Genomic DNA, 17,252 nt, shown 5'->3' with positions numbered 1-17,252 from the left:
CCGGCATGCAGGTCGAGCAAGCGCTGCACGAGGTCGTCAACGTGCTCGCCGCGCTGTTCAATACGCGCGGGCGCCGCACTCCGGGCTGCACAAGCCTACGCCCCGCTTATGAGCTGCCCGGCGACCTGGCCGGCATGCTCGCCGCCTTCAACCGGGTGGACCTGGCCATCGAGGTCCCCACCTACGGCAAGGAGCCTTCGTCATTGGGTCTGCCGCAGATGGACGCCCCAGGCTGGCGCCGGAACTCGCCCCGCCGCCCCGGGCGCATGTCCTCCCCAGGCAATGACCGTCAGCGACCGGGCGAAGGCACCACGTGCTTGGCCGGTCGACGTACCAGCCAGGCGCGACCGCCAGTCAGCGCCACCAGCTGCAGCCCCATGCCGCCCTGCATGGGTCGCGGTCCACCGTCGGCGCTGGACGATCTGGGCGCCCGGTCGCTCACGTCCAGCAACCGCCGCCGGGACGGTGATCACAAGAGACGGCCTTCGCCGAAGCCGCAGCGTCGAGGCCAGCTCGTCGAAGCCGGTATCAGCTGCCGCTGCCGGAGCAAACCGTCGTCGTCGTGCGTAAACCCGGCGCCGAGGCGGCGGAGACCGCAGCTCAGCGGGGCGCTCGCTGAGCGCAGGCGCGCCAGAGCGCCACCACGCCACGTCCAGTTGTGGCTGTAACGGCCAGGCCAGTTTATCGCCATGCCTCCTTGATCGCCCTGTGCCGGACGCCTGGCGCCCGAGGCGCCGGAAACCGCGGCGAGGGCGGTCGCGGCCGTCCGGGGGTCAGGTCCCGCTCACCGAGGATCGCGGCCCCGGCCGTCGCTCGTGAGTAAGCGGCGACTCCTGGCATAAAGGATAGATCCCGGACGAATCGGTCTTGATGGCTGGCGATCTGCTGCGCCATAGCTGCCGCGGCGCGGCCGATGTCTTCAGTCCTGGACGAGGAGTGGCGGTTCCGAGACGAACCGGCCTGGCGGCCCGGCGCTCGACCGACGAACAGGGCTGTCGCCGGCGATCGGCCGAGTTCCCCGAGGCCGTGGGAAGGCCGTTCCAGGCGCCTACCGGGAGGTGCGGGCGACCGGGGGCACCGCGCACCGAGGCGTGGTTCGGCCCGCTGGGCAGCGTAACCGCGCCACGCCCTTCGGCCGGGGCCAACATCGTCACCTACGACGACGTCGAGCAGCGCCGCACGCCGAGAGCGAGCGCCGCAGGGCCTATTCGCGAGCGAGGCGGCCGCGGTCGGCGCGCCCCGCTGCGCGAGGCGAGCGGGCCGGCCGAAGACCACAGCGCGACACCTGGTTGAGACCTGGCTGATCGACATACCGACGAGGCCGTCCAGGCGCTTGCCGAGCTCATCGTCCCGGGCAGCTGGCCGACTGCGGTCGGTCGGTTCCTGACCTCGACGGACGGCGCCGGGGATCGCCGCCGCGCGCATCGAAGGACCGAGCTGGCGCTGGCGATGAGATCGCTACAGGACTCAGTGATCGGCAACGGGCAGGCGCGATGGTCGTGCAGGCCTTGCTGCGCGACCTGAAGCTGATCGTGCTGCCCGAGCTCACCCCCGAGTTCGGTGCACGCGATGGTCCTGCTCGAGGAGGCGCGACCGCGCTGGAGCTGCTCGCCCCGGCCGCGGCTGCGGCGTTCCCCCTCGTGGCGCGCGGGTGAGGTGATCGGTGGCATCACGCTGGTCAACGGCCGCGACCGCGGCGCGCACACCCCGCCGAGCTGCGGACGGCATCGCCTGCCGCCGCGCGGCGCTCGCGCGTTGACAACGCCCGGCCCGCCGCCGCCCAGCAGCAGGTAGGTAGGCCGAACGGCTGTAGCCGATCGACCGCCTGTGCAGCCCGACGCCCTCGAGCTCTCCGTGCGCTACCGGCCGGCGACGCAGGGCATCGCGATCGGCGGCGACTGGTACGACGCGTTCCTGCAGCCCGACGGCGACACGGTGCTGGTCATCGGCGAAGCGCCGGCGGGGCGACGACGACGATCGCCGCGGCTGCACGTAGCCAGTCAAGACCCTGGTGCGCGGCATCGGCTACGACCGCCGGGACGCCCCCGCCAGGCCGGCTGCTGGCGTGGCCACGCTGAACACGATGGTCGGCTGACGTCGGCGATGGCGACGGCGTTGGTCGCCCTTCGATCGAGCTGATGTGCCTGACGACGCGATGGGTACGCCTCGCCCGCCGCGGCGACCGCCGCACCCGATCCACTCCTGCTGCTCGACGACGAATGAAGTTGACCTCCTCGGCGCCAGAATGCCGCATTACACTGGCTGGCTGGGTCCGCGCACCGACGCGACCTGCCCGCTGCCCGACGGCAGCATCGCCAAGTTAAGAAACACGATGGCTGATGGCGGCGTATGCTGCTGGACGAGGGCGAGACGCGTGCCAGGACCGCCGCCCGCTCGGCGGCCGCTGCTGCGCAACGCTGCTGGACGAGCGCGACCACCCTGGCGACGTCGCCTGCTAACGATGACGACGTCACGTCCGTCCGGGGCACCTGCTGGTCGAGCGACCAGCGGCGGAGGCCGGTCCGGCGCGCCCTGGTGGCGCTACGCCTTGGGCGCGGCGAGGCGGAGCGGTGGCGGCCATTTCGATCGCGAAGGCCGTGAGGAGCCGACCGTGGTGACTGGCGCCCAATCAGGCGGGTGTCCTCGAACGCCAGACTACCGCTCTGCTGAACGGTGAGGCGTTGGCCGATCGCTGACGAGCGGACAGGACGGCGACGGCTCAGCAGCCCTGATATACGTAGCTGGCAGCGCGCTGCCAGCGCGCTGATCATCGCCACCATCCAGCGCGATGCGCCCACACGCCAAGACAGCGGCGCGGAGCGCCCGCTGTTCTTCATGCCCGGCAGCGATAGCCCCAGCATGTTGGAGATGAAGACGGCGGCCAGCATCGACAGGCTCACCGACCCGCCACCGACGAACTTCAGACCCAACGATCGGATGCTGTCGAGCAGCGCGCCGATGGCGATCGCCGCTCAGCTGCCGGACCGCTCGGACCTGACGGCTGCTGGGCCCCGACCGCTGTAGCGGCGCGCGGCACCCGCAAGTCGGCAGAGAGGTTGCGTAGGACGACCGCCGTCAGAAGCCGATGGCGGCGGTGAGCTTCTTCGGTGGCCGCGCCAGCCTCCTCCAGACGACCAACGCACAGGAGACGATGGCCATCACGAGGACACCTTCGGCGTGGCTCCGCACGAACTAGGCGATCAGCGCGCCGAGTGACCGAGCACCGCCCAGCCTCAGTCTTCGCTTCTCTCTCCGGCCACGTCATCGACACGCATCGCGGCAGCACGAGCCGCGCCTCCGCGGGCGGTGGCCGGACCAACTCGGGGCGCCCGCCGACCGGCAGGCAGGAACCTCGCCGACCCTCGGCCCGTAGCTTCGTGTGCAGATGGCGGGACCTCCGTGGTGGAGGGGATGTCAATGACTGGTGAAGGCTCGGCCGAGGCGCAACCTGAAGCCGCAGCGAGCGGCTGACGACGCAGGTGGCCGGGGAGCCGGGCCGGATCGAGCGGGGACCGGGCGCGGCAGATCACCGCGTAGTTTTCGTTGATCCTGCGGTTGGCGGAGTCGGCAACCGATATCGACGACCCGGCACCGGGGACGCGTGGGCGGCGGTGAGCAGGAAGACCGATCCGGGAGTCCGCCGGCGGATGAGTTCTCGCCGAGGAGGCGGCGCACGCGCCGAACCCAGGCGGTATGAGTTCGGCGCGGCGGGCGTTCACCTGGCGGGACAACCTGGCCGGCCACCTTCAGGCAGCAGGCAGGCGGGGAGATCGACGATGGCGGGCCGGTGCTGGCCGATATGGCGCCAGGCTTGCCACGCATCGCCGCGGTGCTGGCGCAGGCGGTGAGGCCGCGCTACAAGCCGGGGGCGGTGGAGCGCCGCTGGCGCGGCTGCGGGTAGAGCAGAAGGAGCTGCCGGCGAGCTGGACGGCGGCAGGTAGATGAGCGATGGCGAGGCAGGTGGCTGCCGATGTAAGCGGCGCCCACCGGAATGGCATGGCCACGCGACCAGAGAAACACCGTCGAGGAGGCGGCGGCTCGCGCTACGCGGTGATCGACCAGTTGGCGGCGATGGCCAGTCACTCCATCACGCAACATCGATCCTGCTGGCGGTGATGGCGATGCTGATCCTGCGTCCGGCCGATCACAAGCCGTGGTGTCGGCGAAGCGATCCGTGACCGCCGCTTTGACGGTCTGATGGACACCGCTGCGGGCGGTGAGGTCGCGGCCCGCAATCGCCGCAGCGCTGCGCGAGAAGGCGCCATTGGCCCGCGGAGGCTGGGTTGACCACGCCGGCCGGGGGGCTGGGAAGGGTCGCTGGCCGCGTTCGCGGCTCACTGATCAGCGTGAAGGCTGGTTAGCGGCCGCGGTGACCGCTGGGACCTGCCCGGGCAGGCCAGCGCTTAGCGGCCGCCCAGAGAACCGATGCCGACGCCGACGCCGACTCACGACGATGCACGATGGCTATGGCTGCGCCGTGCTGGGGTGCCGGAGGACACCGCCGGCTGAGCCGCGGGCGGGGCGGCGGTTCGTCGCCACCTGGACCGGCGCTGCCGGATGCCGAACTGCGGGCAGCGGGTCGGCTGGGCCGACCTGGACCACGTGTCGCGCACGCCGAAGGTCGGGGCGACGTCGCGAACCTGTGCTGCGCCTGCCGCTCCCACCACCGGCTGAAGACCTTCGCCCGCGGCTGGCGTTCCGGCATGGACCCCGACGGCACGCTTAAACATGACCAGCCCTCGGGCATCACCCGCCGCCCACTGACCCGGGCCCTGCGCCCACCGAACCACCACCCTCACCACCCAACTCCCGCCGACGACCCGCCACCGTTCTGACCACGTCGTCGCTCCCGGTCATCGCAGCGCCATAATGAGGCAGAAGGCCGACTCTGCCCTACATTTCGGTCGGGGGCTTCGTCAGTACGGCGGTAGCGCGGCCGAAGGCACGGTGAACGCGATCTGGCCGCGCTCGGCGGAGCACACGAGGCCCTTCTTGATCAGCGAGTCGCGCGCGGGGGAGAGGGACGCGGGTTTGCGGCCGAGGGAGACCGCGACCTCGGACGTCGCCACCGGGGCCCCCGGGCCGCCGAGCTCGGCCATGGCGTGCATGTACTCGCGCTCGGCGGGGGTGGCCCGGTCGTAGCGGGAGCCGAAGAAGCCCACCGCGAGCTCCGCCTCGGCGACCGGCGCGGCCATGGCGACGTCGTCGGTGGTGATGGGGGAGGCGGCCGCGACGTCCCAGGTGACCTTGCCGTATGCCTGGACGAAGTAGGGGTAGCCGTCGGCGGCCTCGTAGAGGGCGTCCAGCGCGCCCGGCGAACTCGACGCCCTCGCGCTCGGCGGGGGCGATCAGGGCGCGGTCGGCAGCGTCCCGCTCAAGCCGGTCGATGCGCAGGTACCGGAACAGCCGCTCGGAGTAGCTCTTCGAGGCGCTCAGCACGGCCGGCAGGTGGGGGAGGCCCGCGCCGACGACGATCAGCGGCGCCCCCTGCTGGGAGAGCTCGTGGCAGGCGGCGCAGATGGCGGAGACGTCGTCGGGCTGCACGTCCTGCATCTCGTCGATGAACAGCGCGATCCCGCTGCCGATGTCGGCGGCGACGCCGGCCGCGTCGCTGAGCAGCTCGACCAGGTCGATCTCCATGTCGCCGGAGTCGGCCCGCCCGGTCGCGGCGGGAACGTCGATGCCGGGCTGCCAGCGGTCGCGGACTTTGGCGTCGGCCGGCGTGACCCGTTGCGCGAACGCCTTGACCAGCAGCGACTGTTCCGGCCGGGCCTCGATCTTGCCGGTGCCCCAGCCGCGCGAGATCGCCGCCGACCGCAGCTGGTTGAGCAGCACGGTCTTGCCGACGCCGCGCAGCCCGGTGAGCACCAGCGAGCGCTCGGGGCGGCCGTGCGCAATCCGCTCGAGCACCACGTCGAAGGCGGAGAGCTCGGTGTCGCGGCCGGCCAGCTCCGGGGCGCTGCCCGGCGCCGGGGGCGTAGGGGTTCCGCACGGGATCCATGTCGAGCACGGTATGCCGTCGTCTAGCGATCGCCCTAGACATCGGTAGAACGACCTAGCGCGTGTCGCGGACGCCGACCGGGAGCCGTCGAGGTCCGTCTGCGGCCGTCTAGACACGACTCTAGAGAGCCCGAGACGGGCGCAGATCCCCGTACTGGACGCCGGCGAGCGCTAGCGTCGCCGTCGTGATCAAGTTCTTCCTCAAGGTGGTCATCCTCGGCGCGGTCTTCTACGGGCTGACCTACTTCGAGGTGCTCCCCGGCCTCCACGTCGACCCGAACCCGGACGGCCCGCTCGGCGAGTACGGCACCTACCTGTGGATCGGGCTGATCTTCGGCGTCGTCAACGCGATCGTCGGGCCGGTGCTGCGGCTGCTCTCGCTGCCGTTCGTGCTGCTGACCCTGGGCCTGTTCCTGCTGGTCATCAACGCGGCGCTGCTCGGGCTCACGGCGGCGATCACCGACCGGCTCAGCATCGACGGCTTCGGGACGGCGATCATCGGCGGCCTGATCCTGGCCGTCGCCGGCTGGGCGGCCGACCAGGTCCTCGACCGCTGAGCCTCGACCGCTGAGCCCCGGCCGCTGAGCCCCGGCCGCTGACCTGCTGACCCCGTTCCGGCGCAGTAGCGTCCGGACCATGGCGAGCACCCCGGCTCCCTGACCGAGCTGGCCGCCCTGGAGGCGGCCCGCGAGCAGAAGCGGCGCCTGCTGGAGGAGGCCGCCCGGGCGGCGGTGGGCGGGCTCGGCACGGCCGCCGAGTCCCCGCGGGCTGCACCGCCGACGACGTCCCGGCGCTGCTGCGCCGCTACTACTGGAGCGAGCCCTCGGCCGAGGTCCTCGGCCGGGCACCCCGCGAGCTGGCCGCGCTGGCCCTGGGGCACGTGACGGCGGCGCGGACCCGCCCGTCCGGTGGCGTGCTGGTCGACGTCGTCCGCTCGTCCGAGGGCGTCGCCGTCCTCCGGCTGGTCACCGACGACATGCCGTTCCTGGTCGACTCGGTCACCGCCGAGGTGGTCCGGCAGGGCGTGGAGATCGCGCACGTCGTCCACCCGGTGCTCGTGGTGCGCCGCGACGTCCGCGGCCGGCTGCTGGCCTTCTGCGACAGCGCCACCCCGGAGGGCTGCGGCGCCGACGCCGTCGCCGAGTCGTGGATGGCGGTGGTGCTCGACGGGCCGCTGGACGACGAGGCGGAGGGCGACCTCGTGGCCGGCCTGCGCACGGTGCTCGACGACGTGCGCGCGGTGTTCGAGGACGGCCCGCGGCTGCGCGCCCGGCTGCTGGAGCTCGCGAGCGCCCTCGACGGTCTCCCGGCCGTCCCGGCGGCGGCCGACCCCGCGGACGCTCCCGATCCCGCCGACGACCCGGCCGAGGCGGCTGCGCTGTTGCGCTGGGCGGCCGAGGGCAACGTCGTCCTGCTCGGCGCCCGGGACGTCGACCTGGGCCCGGCGGGGGAGGAGCGCCGCCCGGCCCGGCCCGTGGCCGGCAGCGGGCTGGGCGTGCTGCGCAGCGACCCCGCCCCCGGCCGCACCGGCACCACCCCGGAGGCCGCCTCGGTGCCCGGCCGGCACCTGCTGACGGTGACCAAGGCCGACGCGCGCTCGACGGTGCACCGCCGCACCTGGCTGGACCTGATCGCGGTCACCCTGCCCGCCGGGGACAGCGGCGGTGACCGCGCCGGCGGCAGCCGGCAGCACCCCTTCGTCGGGCTGTTCACCTCCACCGCGTACTCCGCCGGCGTGCTCGACGTCCCGCTCCTGCGCCGCCGCGTCGCCGAGGTGATCGCCCGCGCCGGGGTGCCCGCGGACAGCCACACCGGCAAGGAGCTGCTGGAGGTCCTGGAGACCTACCCGCGCGACGAGCTGCTCCAGCTGGGCGCCGACGAGCTGCTGCCGGTCGCCGACGCCGTCCTCCACCTCCAGGAACGCCGGCAGACCCGGCTGTTCCTGCGGCAGGACGCCGCCGGCCGCTTCTGGTCGGCGGTCGTCTACCTGCCCCGCGACCGGTACACGACCGAGGTCCGGCTGGCGATGCAGCAGCTGCTGCTGGAGCGGCTGGGGGGCACCAGCGTCGAGTTCACCGCGCGGTCCACCGAGTCGGTGCTGGCCCGGCTGCACTTCGTCGTCCGGCTGCCGGTCGGCCGGACCGGTCACCGCCCGCCACGGCGCCGAGGGGGAGCGGCTGTTCGCGCGGGTGGCGGACGCCTTCCCCGCCGCCTACCAGGAGGACTTCCCGGCCGACCGCGCCGTCGCCGACCTCGAGGTGCTCGACGGGCTGGCCGCGGGGGAGCTGTCGCTGCGACTCTGGGTGCCGGCCGGCGCCGCCCCGGGGGAGCGCCGGCTGACGATCTACCGCGCGGGGGAGCGGCTGCTGCTCTCCGACGTGCTGCCGCTGCTCCAGCACATGGGCGTCTCCGTCGTCGACGAGCGGCCCTACGAGATCGACCGGATCGGCAGCCGGCTGTCCTGGATCTACGACTTCGGGGTCGCCGTCCCGGCGGGGAGCGCGACGGGGAGCTGCCGCTGCTGCGCTCGCTTCCCGAGCGGTTCACCGACGCCCTGGACGCCGTCTGGCGCGGCGACGCCGAGGACGACGGCCTCGGGGCGCTGGTGCTGCTGGCCGGGCTGAACTGGCGGCAGGTCGGCGTCCTGCGTGCCTACGTGCAGTGGCTGCGCCAGGCGGGGCTGCCGTTCAGCCAGGCCTACGTCGAGTCGACGCTGGCCGCCCACCCCGACGTCGTGGCGCGGCTGGTGGCGCTGTTCGAGGCCCGGTTCTCGCCGCGGGTGGCCGGGGGCCGCGAGGAGCGGCAGGCGGTGCTCGCCGACTCGCTGCGGCAGTCGATCGGCGAGGTCGCCTCGCTCGACGCCGACCGCGTGCTCTCCGCCCTGCTCGCCGCGATCACCGCCACCCAGCGGACGACGTACTACGCGATGTCCGCCCCGCCGCATCCCGTGCTGGCGCTCAAGCTGGACCCGGCGTCGGTGCCCGACCTGCCCGAACCGCGCCCGGCCCGCGAGGTGTGGGTCAGCTCGCCGCGGGTGATGGGCGTCCACCTGCGGTTCGGCGCGGTCGCCCGCGGCGGGCTGCGCTGGTCCGACCGCCGGGAGGACCTGCGCACCGAGATCCTCGGCCTGGTCAAGGCGCAGATGGGTGAAGAACACCGTCATCGTGCCGACGGGCGCCAAGGGCGGGTTCGTGGTGAAGCGCCCGCCCGCCGATCCCTCCCGCGAGGCGCAGCTCGCCGAGGGCCAGGCCTGCTACCGCATCTTCATCGGCGCGCTGCTCGCGCTCACCGACAACCTCTCCGAGGGCAGCGTCGTCCCCGCCGAGCGGGTGGTCCGGCACGACGGCGACGACACCTACCTCGTCGTCGCCGCCGACAAGGGGACGGCGACCTTCTCCGACCTGGCCAACTCGATCGCCCTCGAGCGCGGTTACTGGCTGGGCGACGCCTTCGCGTCCGGGGGCTCGGTCGGCTACGACCACAAGGCCATGGGCATCACCGCCCGCGGCGCCTGGGAGTCGGTCACGCGGCACTTCCGAGAGCTGGACCTGGACGTGCAGCGCGAGGAGTTCACCGTCGTCGGCATCGGCGACATGTCCGGCGACGTCTTCGGCAACGGGATGCTGCTCTCCGAGCACATCCGGCTGGTCGCCGCGTTCGACCACCGGCACGTGTTCGTCGACCCCACGCCGGACGCCGCGCCGTCCTACGCCGAGCGGCGGCGGCTGTTCGCGCTGCCCCGCTCGTCGTGGGCGGACTACGACGCCGGGCTGATCAGCGCCGGTGGCGGGGTGTGGCCGCGGACGGCGAAGTCGGTGCCGGTGTCGCCGGAGATGCGCGGCGCCCTCGGCCTGGCCGACGACGTGACGGCGCTCAGCCCCGAGGAGCTGATCCGCGCGGTGCTGCTGGCGCCCGTCGACCTGCTGTTCAACGGCGGCATCGGCACCTACGTGAAGGCCGCCGGCGAGAGCGCCGCCGACGTGGGCGACAAGGCCAACGACGCCGTGCGGGTCGACGGCCGGCAGCTGCGCGCACGGGTGGTGGGGGAGGGCGGCAACCTCGGGCTCACCCAGCGCGGCCGGATCGAGTACGCCCTGGCCGGTGGGCGGGTGAACACCGACGCGATCGACAACTCCGCCGGCGTCGACACCTCCGACCACGAGGTCAACATCAAGATCGCGCTGAACGCCGCGGTGGACGCGGGCGCGCTGGACGCCGAGGGCAGGGCGGCGCTGCTGCTGGAGATGACCGACGAGGTGGCCGCCGCCGTCCTCACCCACAACCACGCGCAGAACGCGGTGCTGGCGGGGGAGACGGCGACCGCGCGGCAGATGCTCGACGCGCACGAGCGGTTCCTGCGGGCCCTGGAGCGCTCCGGCCGGCTGCAGCGTGCGGTCGAGGCGCTGCCCGACGACCGGCAGCTCGCCGAGCGCCGCCGCGACGGGCACGGCCTGACCGGCCCCGAGCTGTCGGTGCTGCTCGCCTACGCCAAGCTCGACACCGGTGCGGCCGTGCTCGACTCGACCCTGCCGGACGACCCCGCGTTCGGGCACCTGCTGGCCGGCTACTTCCCCCGGCCGCTGCGCGAGCGCTTCCCCGACGCGATCGCCGGGCACCCGCTGCGCCGCGAGATCGTCGCCACCGCGCTGACCAACCGCGCCGTCGACGTCGCCGGCGTCACCGGGCTCTACCGGCTCGCGGAGGAGACCGGCGTGCCGGCGGCCACCGCCGTCCGGGCGCACGCGATCGCCCGCGCCGTGTTCGACGTCGACCGGCTGTGGGACGCCGCCCGCCCGCTGGACAACGCGGTGCCCGCCGCCGTCCAGGTGGAGCTGCGGGCCGAGGTCGGCCGGCTGGCCGAACGGGGTGCCCGCTGGCTGCTGCGGCAGCGCGACGTGACCGCCGAGCCGCCGCTGCCCCTGGGAGCCGTGACGGACCGGTTCGCAGCCCCGGTGGCCGCGGTGCGCGCGGGCCTGCCCGGCTGGCTGCTGGGCGCGGAGGCCGAGGCGCACGCCGCCCGGACCGCGCAGCTGCAGGAGGCCGGGGTGCCCGCGGAGCTGGCCGCCGATCGCCGCCGCGCCGCTGCTGCCCGCAGCCCTCGACCTCGCCGTCGTCGCCGAGCGCACCGGGGCGCCGGTCGACCTCGCGGGCCGGGTCATGGCCTGCCTGGCCGAGCGCCTGGGCCTGGTGCCGCTGCGCGAGCTGATCACCGCGCTGCCGCGCGACCGGCGCTGGCCCTCGATGGCGCGGGCCACCCTGCGCGACGACCTGGCGCTGGAGCAGGCCTCGCTCACCGAGGACGTGCTCACCCTGCGCGCCGGGGACGACGACGACCCGCGGGCGCTGGTCGCGGGGTGGGTGGAGGGCTGGGACGCCGCGCAGGAGCGCGCGGCCGCCCAGCTGGCCGACATCGCCGGCGGCGAGCGGCAGGAGCTGGCCGAGCTGCTCGTCGCGGTGCGCACCCTGCGCGGCCTGCGTCGCCGCCGCGAGGCCCGCCGGCTGCCCCGCCCGTGACGCTATCGGGGCGTCTCGGGTCGTCTAGCGGTGCAGCTAGAGATCGGTAGAAGGGGTCAGAGGGGATCCCGGGCCCCGGGCAGGGGACCATGGACGGCGATGAACACCGACGCACCGACGACCGACCCGCAGGACGACGGCTCCCAGGACGGCCCCACCTTCGCCGACCTCGGCCTGCGCCCCGAGCTGCTCCAGGCGCTCACCGCCCTCGGCTACGAGGAGCCCACGCCGATCCAGCTGGAGGCGATCCCGCTGGTCGCGGAGGGGCGCGATCTGCTGGGCCAGGCCGCCACCGGCACCGGCAAGACGGCCGCTTTCTCGCTGCCGGTGCTCCAGCGCCTCGAGGCGCACCGCGGCGGCCGCGCCCCGGTGGCGCTCGTGCTGGTGCCCACCCGTGAGCTCGCCGTCCAGGTGTCGGAGGCCTTCCACCGCTACGGCAAGGACCTCGGCGCCCGCGTGCTGCCGGTCTACGGCGGTGCGCCGATCGTCCGCCAGCTGCGCTCGCTCGAGGCGGGCGTCGACGTCGTCGTCGCCACGCCCGGACGTGCGCTGGACCTGCTCAACCGCGGCAGCCTGCGGCTGGACGAGATCGCCACCGTCGTGCTCGACGAGGCCGACGAGATGCTCGACATGGGCTTCGCCGAGGACCTCGACGCGATCCTCGACGCCACCCCGGAGCAGCGGCAGACCGTGCTCTTCTCCGCCACGATGCCGCGCCGGCTGGACGCGCTGGCCCGCCGCCACCTCCGCGACCCCGCCCGCATCACCATCGCCAAGGAGCGGGCGGCGGCCGGCGAGGCGCCGCGCGTGCGGCAGACCGCCTACGTCGTCCCCCGCGGGGCGAAGCCTGCCGCGCTCGGCCGGATCCTCGACATCGAGGCGCCGACGGCGGCGATCGTCTTCTGCCGCACCCGCGAGGAGGTCGACACCCTCACCGAGACGCTCAACGGCCGCGGCTACCGCGCCGAGCCGCTGCACGGCGGCATGAGCCAGGAGCAGCGGGACAAGGTGATGGGCCGGCTGCGCAGCGGGACGGCGGACCTGCTGGTCGCCACCGACGTCGCCGCCCGCGGCCTGGACATCGAGCAGCTCACCCACGTCGTCAACTACGACGTCCCCTCGGCGCCGGAGTCCTACGTGCACCGGATCGGCCGCGTGGGCCGGGCCGGGCGCGAGGGCGTGGCCATCACGCTGGCCGAGCCGCGCGAGCACCGGATGCTCAAGACGATCGAGAAGGTCGCCGGCGCGACCATCTCGGTGCAGACCGTCCCGACCGTCGCCGACCTGCGCGCCCGCCGGCTGGACCTCACCCGCGCCGCGCTGCGGGAGAGCCTGCTCGGCGACGAGCTGGACCGCTTCCGCGTCGTCGTCGAGACGCTGGCGGACGAGTTCGACCTCATGGAGGTGGCGCTGGCCGCGGTCAAGCTGGCGCACGAGGCCGTCGGTGGCGCCGACGACGACGAGGAGATCCCGCAGGTCGGCTTCCGGCCCGAGCGCGACAACGCCCGCGGCGCCGGTGGCAGCGGCGCCCGCGGCGAGCGGCCGGCCCGCCGCGGACCGGCCGGCCCGACGGCGAAGCTCTTCGTGGGCCTGGGCCGCGAGGCCGGCATCCGGCCCGGCGACCTGGTCGGCGCCATCACCGGCGAGTCGGGGCTGCGCGGCAAGGACATCGGCTCGATCGAGATCCACCAGCGGTTCGCCCTGGTGGAGATCCCCGAGCCCGCGGCCGACGAGGTCGTGCAGGCCCTGCGGGCCACGATGATCAAGGGCCGCAAGGCGACCGTCCGGCGCGACCGGGCCTAGGCCTCGGCGGGATCCGGGGGAACGGTCGGCGGCACGCGGTTGGGACCCGCCACGGCCGGACGGGGCCGGTCCTGCGGGTGCAGCCGCACGGCCACCAGTGCGACGTCGTCCTCGGGCCTGCCCTGCACCAGGCGCTCGATGAGCTCGTCGAGCAGCTCGCCGAGAGGACGGTCGGCCAGCTGGGCGAGCTCGTCCCGCAGCCGGAGCAGGCCCTGGTCGAGGTCGGCGTCGCGGCGCTCGACCAGCCCGTCGGTGTAGAGCAGCACGGTGGAGCCGCGGTCGAGGGCGACCACCGACTCGTGCCGATCGGTGGTGGCGTCGACGCCGAGCATGAGGTCGCCCACCCAGGGGGCCAGCTCCGCGACGCTGCCGTCGGGGTTCGCGACCAGCGGCGGCAGGTGCCCGGCGTTGGCCCACCGCATGCGGGTGATGCCGCGCTCGACCTCCTCGGGCGTCTGCTCGAAGCGGGCGACGGCGGCGGTGGCCAACGTGTCCACCTGGAGGGTCGCCATCGCGGCGTCCAGCCCGCGCAGCACCTCGACGGGGGCGGCGTCGCTGTAGGTCGCGATGCCCCGCAGCAGCGAGCGCAGCTGGCCCATGGCCGCGGCCGCCTCGGTGTCGTGCCCGACGACGTCGCCGATGACCAGCATCGTCGTCCCGCAGGGCTGCAGGAACGCGTCGTACCAGTCGCCCCCGACGCGAGCGGCCTCGGCCGCCGGCAGGTAGCGCACGGCGATCTCGGCGTGGTCGGGCTCGGGGGGCTCGGTGAGCATGCTGCGTTGCAGGCCCTCGGCCAGCTGCTGCTGCGCGCTGAACAGCCGGGCGTTGTCCAGGGCCAGGCCGGCGCGGTCGGCGACCTCCTGGGCCACGGTGACGTCGTCGGCGCTGGGGGAGTTCCCCTCGGCGTAGAAGAGCGTGAGCAGACCGACCGTGCGGCCCCGGGCCCGCAGCGGCAGCGCCACCTCGCTGCTGGGCGCCAGCAGGGTCAGCAGCTCGCGCGCGGGCCCATCGGCCAGCACCGTGAGGACGTCGCGGCCGCGGAAGGTCGCCGCCTCACCGGTGTGGAGAGCGCGGGCCACGGGAGCGGTCATCGGCATCGCAGCCAGCCGCACCTCGCGGTACCGCTCCAGCAGGGGCCGCGCCCGGGGGTCGACGTGCCAGCTGCCGACGTCGCGGGGGGCGCCGTCCTCGCCGATCACGGTCAGCAGGCAGAAGTCCGCCAGCGCCGGGACCACGAGCCGGGGGATCCGGGCGGCGGCGACCACGGTGTCCAGCGTGGACGCCAGCTCGGCGCTGACCTGGGCGAGGATGGCGAGCTGCCGGGCCGACCGCTCGGCGCGCTCCTGCGCCTGCCGGCGCTCGGTGACCTCCAGGAAGTAGACGGAGAGGCCGTCGGGCGTCGGCCAGGCCCGCACCTCGAACCAGCCGTCCAGCGGCGCCGGGTAGTAGGCGTCGAAGGCGACGGGCTCACCGCTGCTGACGGCCTTCCGGTAGCTCTCCTCGAAGACGCCGCCGACCGTCGCCGGGAAGGCCTCCCAGATGATCTGACCCAGCAGTTCGTCGCGGCTCTGCCCCAGGAGCCGCTCGGCCTGGGCGTTCACGTGGGTGAACCGCCACTCGGGGTCCAGCGAGTAGAAGCCGGCCGGCATGGCCTCGAGCAGCCGGGTCACGCGGGTGGCGACCTCGCGCTCGCCGGTGGTGTCGTAGGCGGCGCCGATGAGGTGGTCGGTGCGGCCGTCCGGACCGGGGAGGTGGCGGCCGCGGGCGTGGATCCAGCGCGTCTCGCCGTCGGGCAGCACGATCCGGTACTCGACGTCGTACTCGCCGACGGTGTCGACGGCGGCCTGCAGCGCGTCGGCGTGCCACTGCTCGTCGTCGGGGTGGACGCGGGCGGTGAAGGCTTCCAGCGACTCCGTGAAGGTCGACGGGTCGTAGCCGAACATCCGCTGCAGCTGCTCGTCCCACAGCAGCTTGCCGGTGGCCGGCGCGAAGTCGAAGGTGCCGACCTCGCCGGCCTCCTTGGCCAGCTCCCAGCGCAGCCGCTCGTTCTCGTAGCGGCGCTGCAGGGCCGCGAGCTCCGCGCGCACCTCCGCCAGGGACGACCCGGCTGCCGGACGAGCGCCGGCGGCGGTCGTCCGGTCGGGGGATGCGTCCACGAGGAGCCCTTTCGCCCGGGGCGACCCGGTCCGGTGGGGAGGGAACCCGGTGCTGGAGCCCCCGCCGTACCGCGAACGGTATGCCACGGGGTGGGGCGCGGTGAAACAGCCACCGGGGAGGCGTGTCCGGTGGCCGGGATCAGTCGGCCGGATCCGGGGGTGGCATCAGGTGGTCGGGACGACCAGCGAGAGCGCCGTCCCGCCGTCGTGTTCCACGTGCAACCCTGCGCGCCGGAGCAGCCGGCGCAGGCCGGTCACGTCGGAGAGCTCGGCCGTCGTCGTCGCGAGCAGGCGGGCCAGCCTTCCCTTGTGGGCCTTGTTGAAGTGCGAGACCACGGCCCGGGTGCCGTCGGGGCGCTCGCTCAGCACCTGGACGGCGACCGCGCCCTCGACCGGTGCCAGCGCGGCGTAGGCGCCGCTGCGCAGGTCGACGACGAGACCGGTCTCGGCGGCGAGCGCGGGGCCGAGGACCGGCCGCCACAGCGCGCGCAGGGTGGGCAGGCCGGGGAGCGCGGAGCCCGCCGAGAGCCGGTACGCCGGGATGCGGTCACCGCCCCGGACCACCCCGAACAGCGCCGAGCCGACCGCCAGCCGCGCGTTGGCGCGGGCCCGCTGCGCGCGGGTGAGCGAGCCGACGTCGAGGGCGTCGTAGAGGACGCCGGTGTACCGCGTCAGGGCCGGCAGCGTGGGGCTGGTCCACAGCGCGGCGTTGCGGGCGATCTCGTCGTCCTGCTTCGCCGAGACGCCGAGCGCGGCGCGGGACGCCGGGACGTCGTCGGCCAGCTTCACCAGCGCCTCGGCGAGCTCGGTGCGGACGCCGGTGAGCTCCGGCGCGGTCAGCGCGGCGAGGTCGAGCGGTGCGCCGTCCCCACCGGGGTGCTTGGTCTCCGACGGCGGGAGGAGGACGAGCACCGATTAGTCCCGCAGGTCGACGAGCACGGGAGCGTGGTCGCTGGCGCCCTTGCCCTTGCGCTCCTCGCGGTCGATGAGCGCGCCGGTCACCCGGCCGGCCAGCGCGGGGGAGCCCAGCACGAAGTCGATCCGCATGCCCTCGCGTCGCGGGAAGCGCAGCTGCGTGTAGTCCCAGTAGGTGTAGACGCCGGGACCCGGCGCCAGCGGGCGGACGACGTCGGCGTACCCGGCGTCGACGACGGCCTGGAAGGCGGCGCGCTCGGGCGGGGAGACGTGCGTGGAGTGGGCGAAGACCGACATGTCCCAGACGTCGTCGTCCTGCGGGGCGATGTTCCAGTCGCCGACGAGCGCGATCGGCGCCTCGGGGTCGTCCTTCACCCAGCCGCCCGCGGCGACCCGGAGCGCCTCGAGCCACTCGAGCTTGTACTGCAGGTGCGGATCGGCCAGCGTGCGGCCGTTCGGCACGTAGAGGCTCCAGATCCGGACGCCGCCGCACGTGGCGGCCAGCGCCCGTGCCTCGGGCGCGGGGTCCACGCCCTCCTTGGACGACCACGACGGCATGCCGGGGAAGCCGACCTCGACGTCCTCGAGCCCGATCCGGGACAGCACCGCGACGCCGTTCCACTGCGAGTGGCCGACGTGCGCGACCTCGTAGCCGAGCGCGCTGAACACCATCTCGGGGAACTGGTCGTCCCGGCACTTGGTCTCCTGCAGCGCCAGCACGTCGACGTCGTGCCGCTGCAGGAACGCGGCCACCCGGTCCGCTCGCGTCCGGATGGAGTTCACGTTCCAGGTCGCCATCCGCATGGGGCCATGGTGTCTGGTCGTGCCGAGTGGGGGCCCGGAGGGTCCCCGCGCAGGCGCGAC

At 74.2% G+C, this 17,252-nt stretch carries 10 protein-coding genes and 5 pseudogenes; 10 read left to right on the top strand and 5 right to left on the bottom strand.

Features of this window, described 5'->3' with window-relative positions:
• The 4 genes and pseudogenes from JKP75_RS19840 to JKP75_RS18470 form a co-directional block, all read left to right on the top strand.
• Positions 1-668, top strand: a pseudogene (locus JKP75_RS19840) (hypothetical protein); the annotation flags it as partial.
• Positions 669-1,493: 825 nt separating this feature from the next.
• Positions 1,494-1,655: a hypothetical protein gene (locus JKP75_RS18480; protein ID WP_200493355.1), complete on the top strand. Its 162-nt coding sequence runs from the start codon at positions 1,494-1,496 to the stop codon at positions 1,653-1,655.
• A 172-nt stretch (positions 1,656-1,827) separates the two neighbouring features.
• Positions 1,828-2,139: a hypothetical protein gene (locus JKP75_RS18475; protein WP_200493354.1), complete on the top strand. Its 312-nt coding sequence runs from the start codon at positions 1,828-1,830 to the stop codon at positions 2,137-2,139.
• Between the two features lie 534 nt (positions 2,140-2,673).
• Positions 2,674-3,024, top strand: a complete 351-nt coding sequence (locus tag JKP75_RS18470) for a hypothetical protein (RefSeq protein ID WP_200493353.1) — start codon at positions 2,674-2,676, stop codon at positions 3,022-3,024.
• A 1,892-nt stretch (positions 3,025-4,916) separates the two neighbouring features.
• On the opposite strand, the gene JKP75_RS22070 is transcribed toward JKP75_RS18470, so the two are convergent.
• Both JKP75_RS22070 and JKP75_RS22065 read right to left on the bottom strand, forming a co-directional pair.
• Positions 4,917-5,195 carry a hypothetical protein gene (locus JKP75_RS22070; protein ID WP_242473640.1) on the bottom strand — a complete coding sequence of 93 codons (279 nt, stop codon included), beginning with the start codon at positions 5,193-5,195 and terminating at the stop codon, positions 4,917-4,919.
• Positions 5,196-5,526: 331 nt separating this feature from the next.
• A pseudogene (locus JKP75_RS22065) lies at positions 5,527-5,910 on the bottom strand (ATP-binding protein); the annotation flags it as partial.
• A 275-nt stretch (positions 5,911-6,185) separates the two neighbouring features.
• Here JKP75_RS22065 and JKP75_RS18460 point away from each other — a divergent pair.
• The 6 genes and pseudogenes from JKP75_RS18460 (at position 6,186) to JKP75_RS18450 (ending at position 13,317) form a co-directional block, all read left to right on the top strand.
• Complete coding sequence (locus tag JKP75_RS18460) at positions 6,186-6,557, top strand: phage holin family protein (protein WP_200489875.1); 372 nt, start codon at positions 6,186-6,188, stop codon at positions 6,555-6,557.
• Between the two features lie 236 nt (positions 6,558-6,793).
• Positions 6,794-8,080 (top strand): annotated as a pseudogene (locus JKP75_RS22060) (NAD-glutamate dehydrogenase); the annotation flags it as partial.
• Positions 8,081-8,189: 109 nt separating this feature from the next.
• Positions 8,190-8,624: an NAD-glutamate dehydrogenase domain-containing protein gene (locus JKP75_RS22055; protein ID WP_242473384.1), complete on the top strand. Its 435-nt coding sequence runs from the start codon at positions 8,190-8,192 to the stop codon at positions 8,622-8,624.
• Positions 8,606-9,088, top strand: a pseudogene (locus JKP75_RS23170) (NAD-glutamate dehydrogenase domain-containing protein); the annotation flags it as partial. The gene JKP75_RS22055 and the pseudogene JKP75_RS23170, both read left to right, overlap by 19 nt.
• Before the next feature lie 58 nt (positions 9,089-9,146).
• Positions 9,147-11,514: pseudogene (locus tag JKP75_RS22045) on the top strand (NAD-glutamate dehydrogenase domain-containing protein).
• Positions 11,515-11,613: 99 nt separating this feature from the next.
• Entirely contained in the window at positions 11,614-13,317 is a 1,704-nt protein-coding gene (locus tag JKP75_RS18450) for a DEAD/DEAH box helicase (protein WP_200489876.1), read from the top strand.
• Here JKP75_RS18450 and JKP75_RS18445 read toward each other — a convergent pair.
• The 3 genes from JKP75_RS18445 to JKP75_RS18435 all read right to left on the bottom strand — a co-directional run bounded on the left by JKP75_RS18445 (position 13,314) and on the right by JKP75_RS18435 (position 17,192).
• Positions 13,314-15,473: a SpoIIE family protein phosphatase gene (locus tag JKP75_RS18445; protein ID WP_309229984.1), complete on the bottom strand. Its 2,160-nt coding sequence runs from the start codon at positions 15,471-15,473 to the stop codon at positions 13,314-13,316. The two genes, JKP75_RS18450 and JKP75_RS18445, sit on opposite strands and share 4 nt — an antisense overlap.
• Before the next feature lie 165 nt (positions 15,474-15,638).
• Entirely contained in the window at positions 15,639-16,385 is a 747-nt protein-coding gene (gene yaaA, locus JKP75_RS18440; protein ID WP_200489877.1) for a peroxide stress protein YaaA, read from the bottom strand.
• Between the two features lie 3 nt (positions 16,386-16,388).
• Positions 16,389-17,192, bottom strand: a complete 804-nt coding sequence (locus tag JKP75_RS18435) for an exodeoxyribonuclease III (protein WP_200489878.1) — start codon at positions 17,190-17,192, stop codon at positions 16,389-16,391.
• Positions 17,193-17,252: the final 60 nt, after the last annotated feature.

The sequence above is a fragment of the Blastococcus sp. TML/M2B genome (genome assembly GCF_016612865.1).
GTDB lineage: Bacteria > Actinomycetota > Actinomycetes > Mycobacteriales > Geodermatophilaceae > Blastococcus.
The sequence above is the reverse complement of the archived record's forward strand: the minus strand, read 5'-3'. Positions and strand labels throughout refer to the sequence as shown.

Coding starts and splice junctions, on each gene's coding strand:
- JKP75_RS18450 (WP_200489876.1), top strand. CDS start 11,614: ATGAACACCGACGCACCGACGACCGACCCGCAGGACGACGGCTCCCAG.
- JKP75_RS22070 (WP_242473640.1), bottom strand. CDS start 5,195: ATGGCCGCGCCGGTCGCCGAGGCGGAGCTCGCGGTGGGCTTCTTCGGC.
- JKP75_RS18480 (WP_200493355.1), top strand. CDS start 1,494: ATGGTCGTGCAGGCCTTGCTGCGCGACCTGAAGCTGATCGTGCTGCCC.
- JKP75_RS18435 (WP_200489878.1), bottom strand. CDS start 17,192: ATGCGGATGGCGACCTGGAACGTGAACTCCATCCGGACGCGAGCGGAC.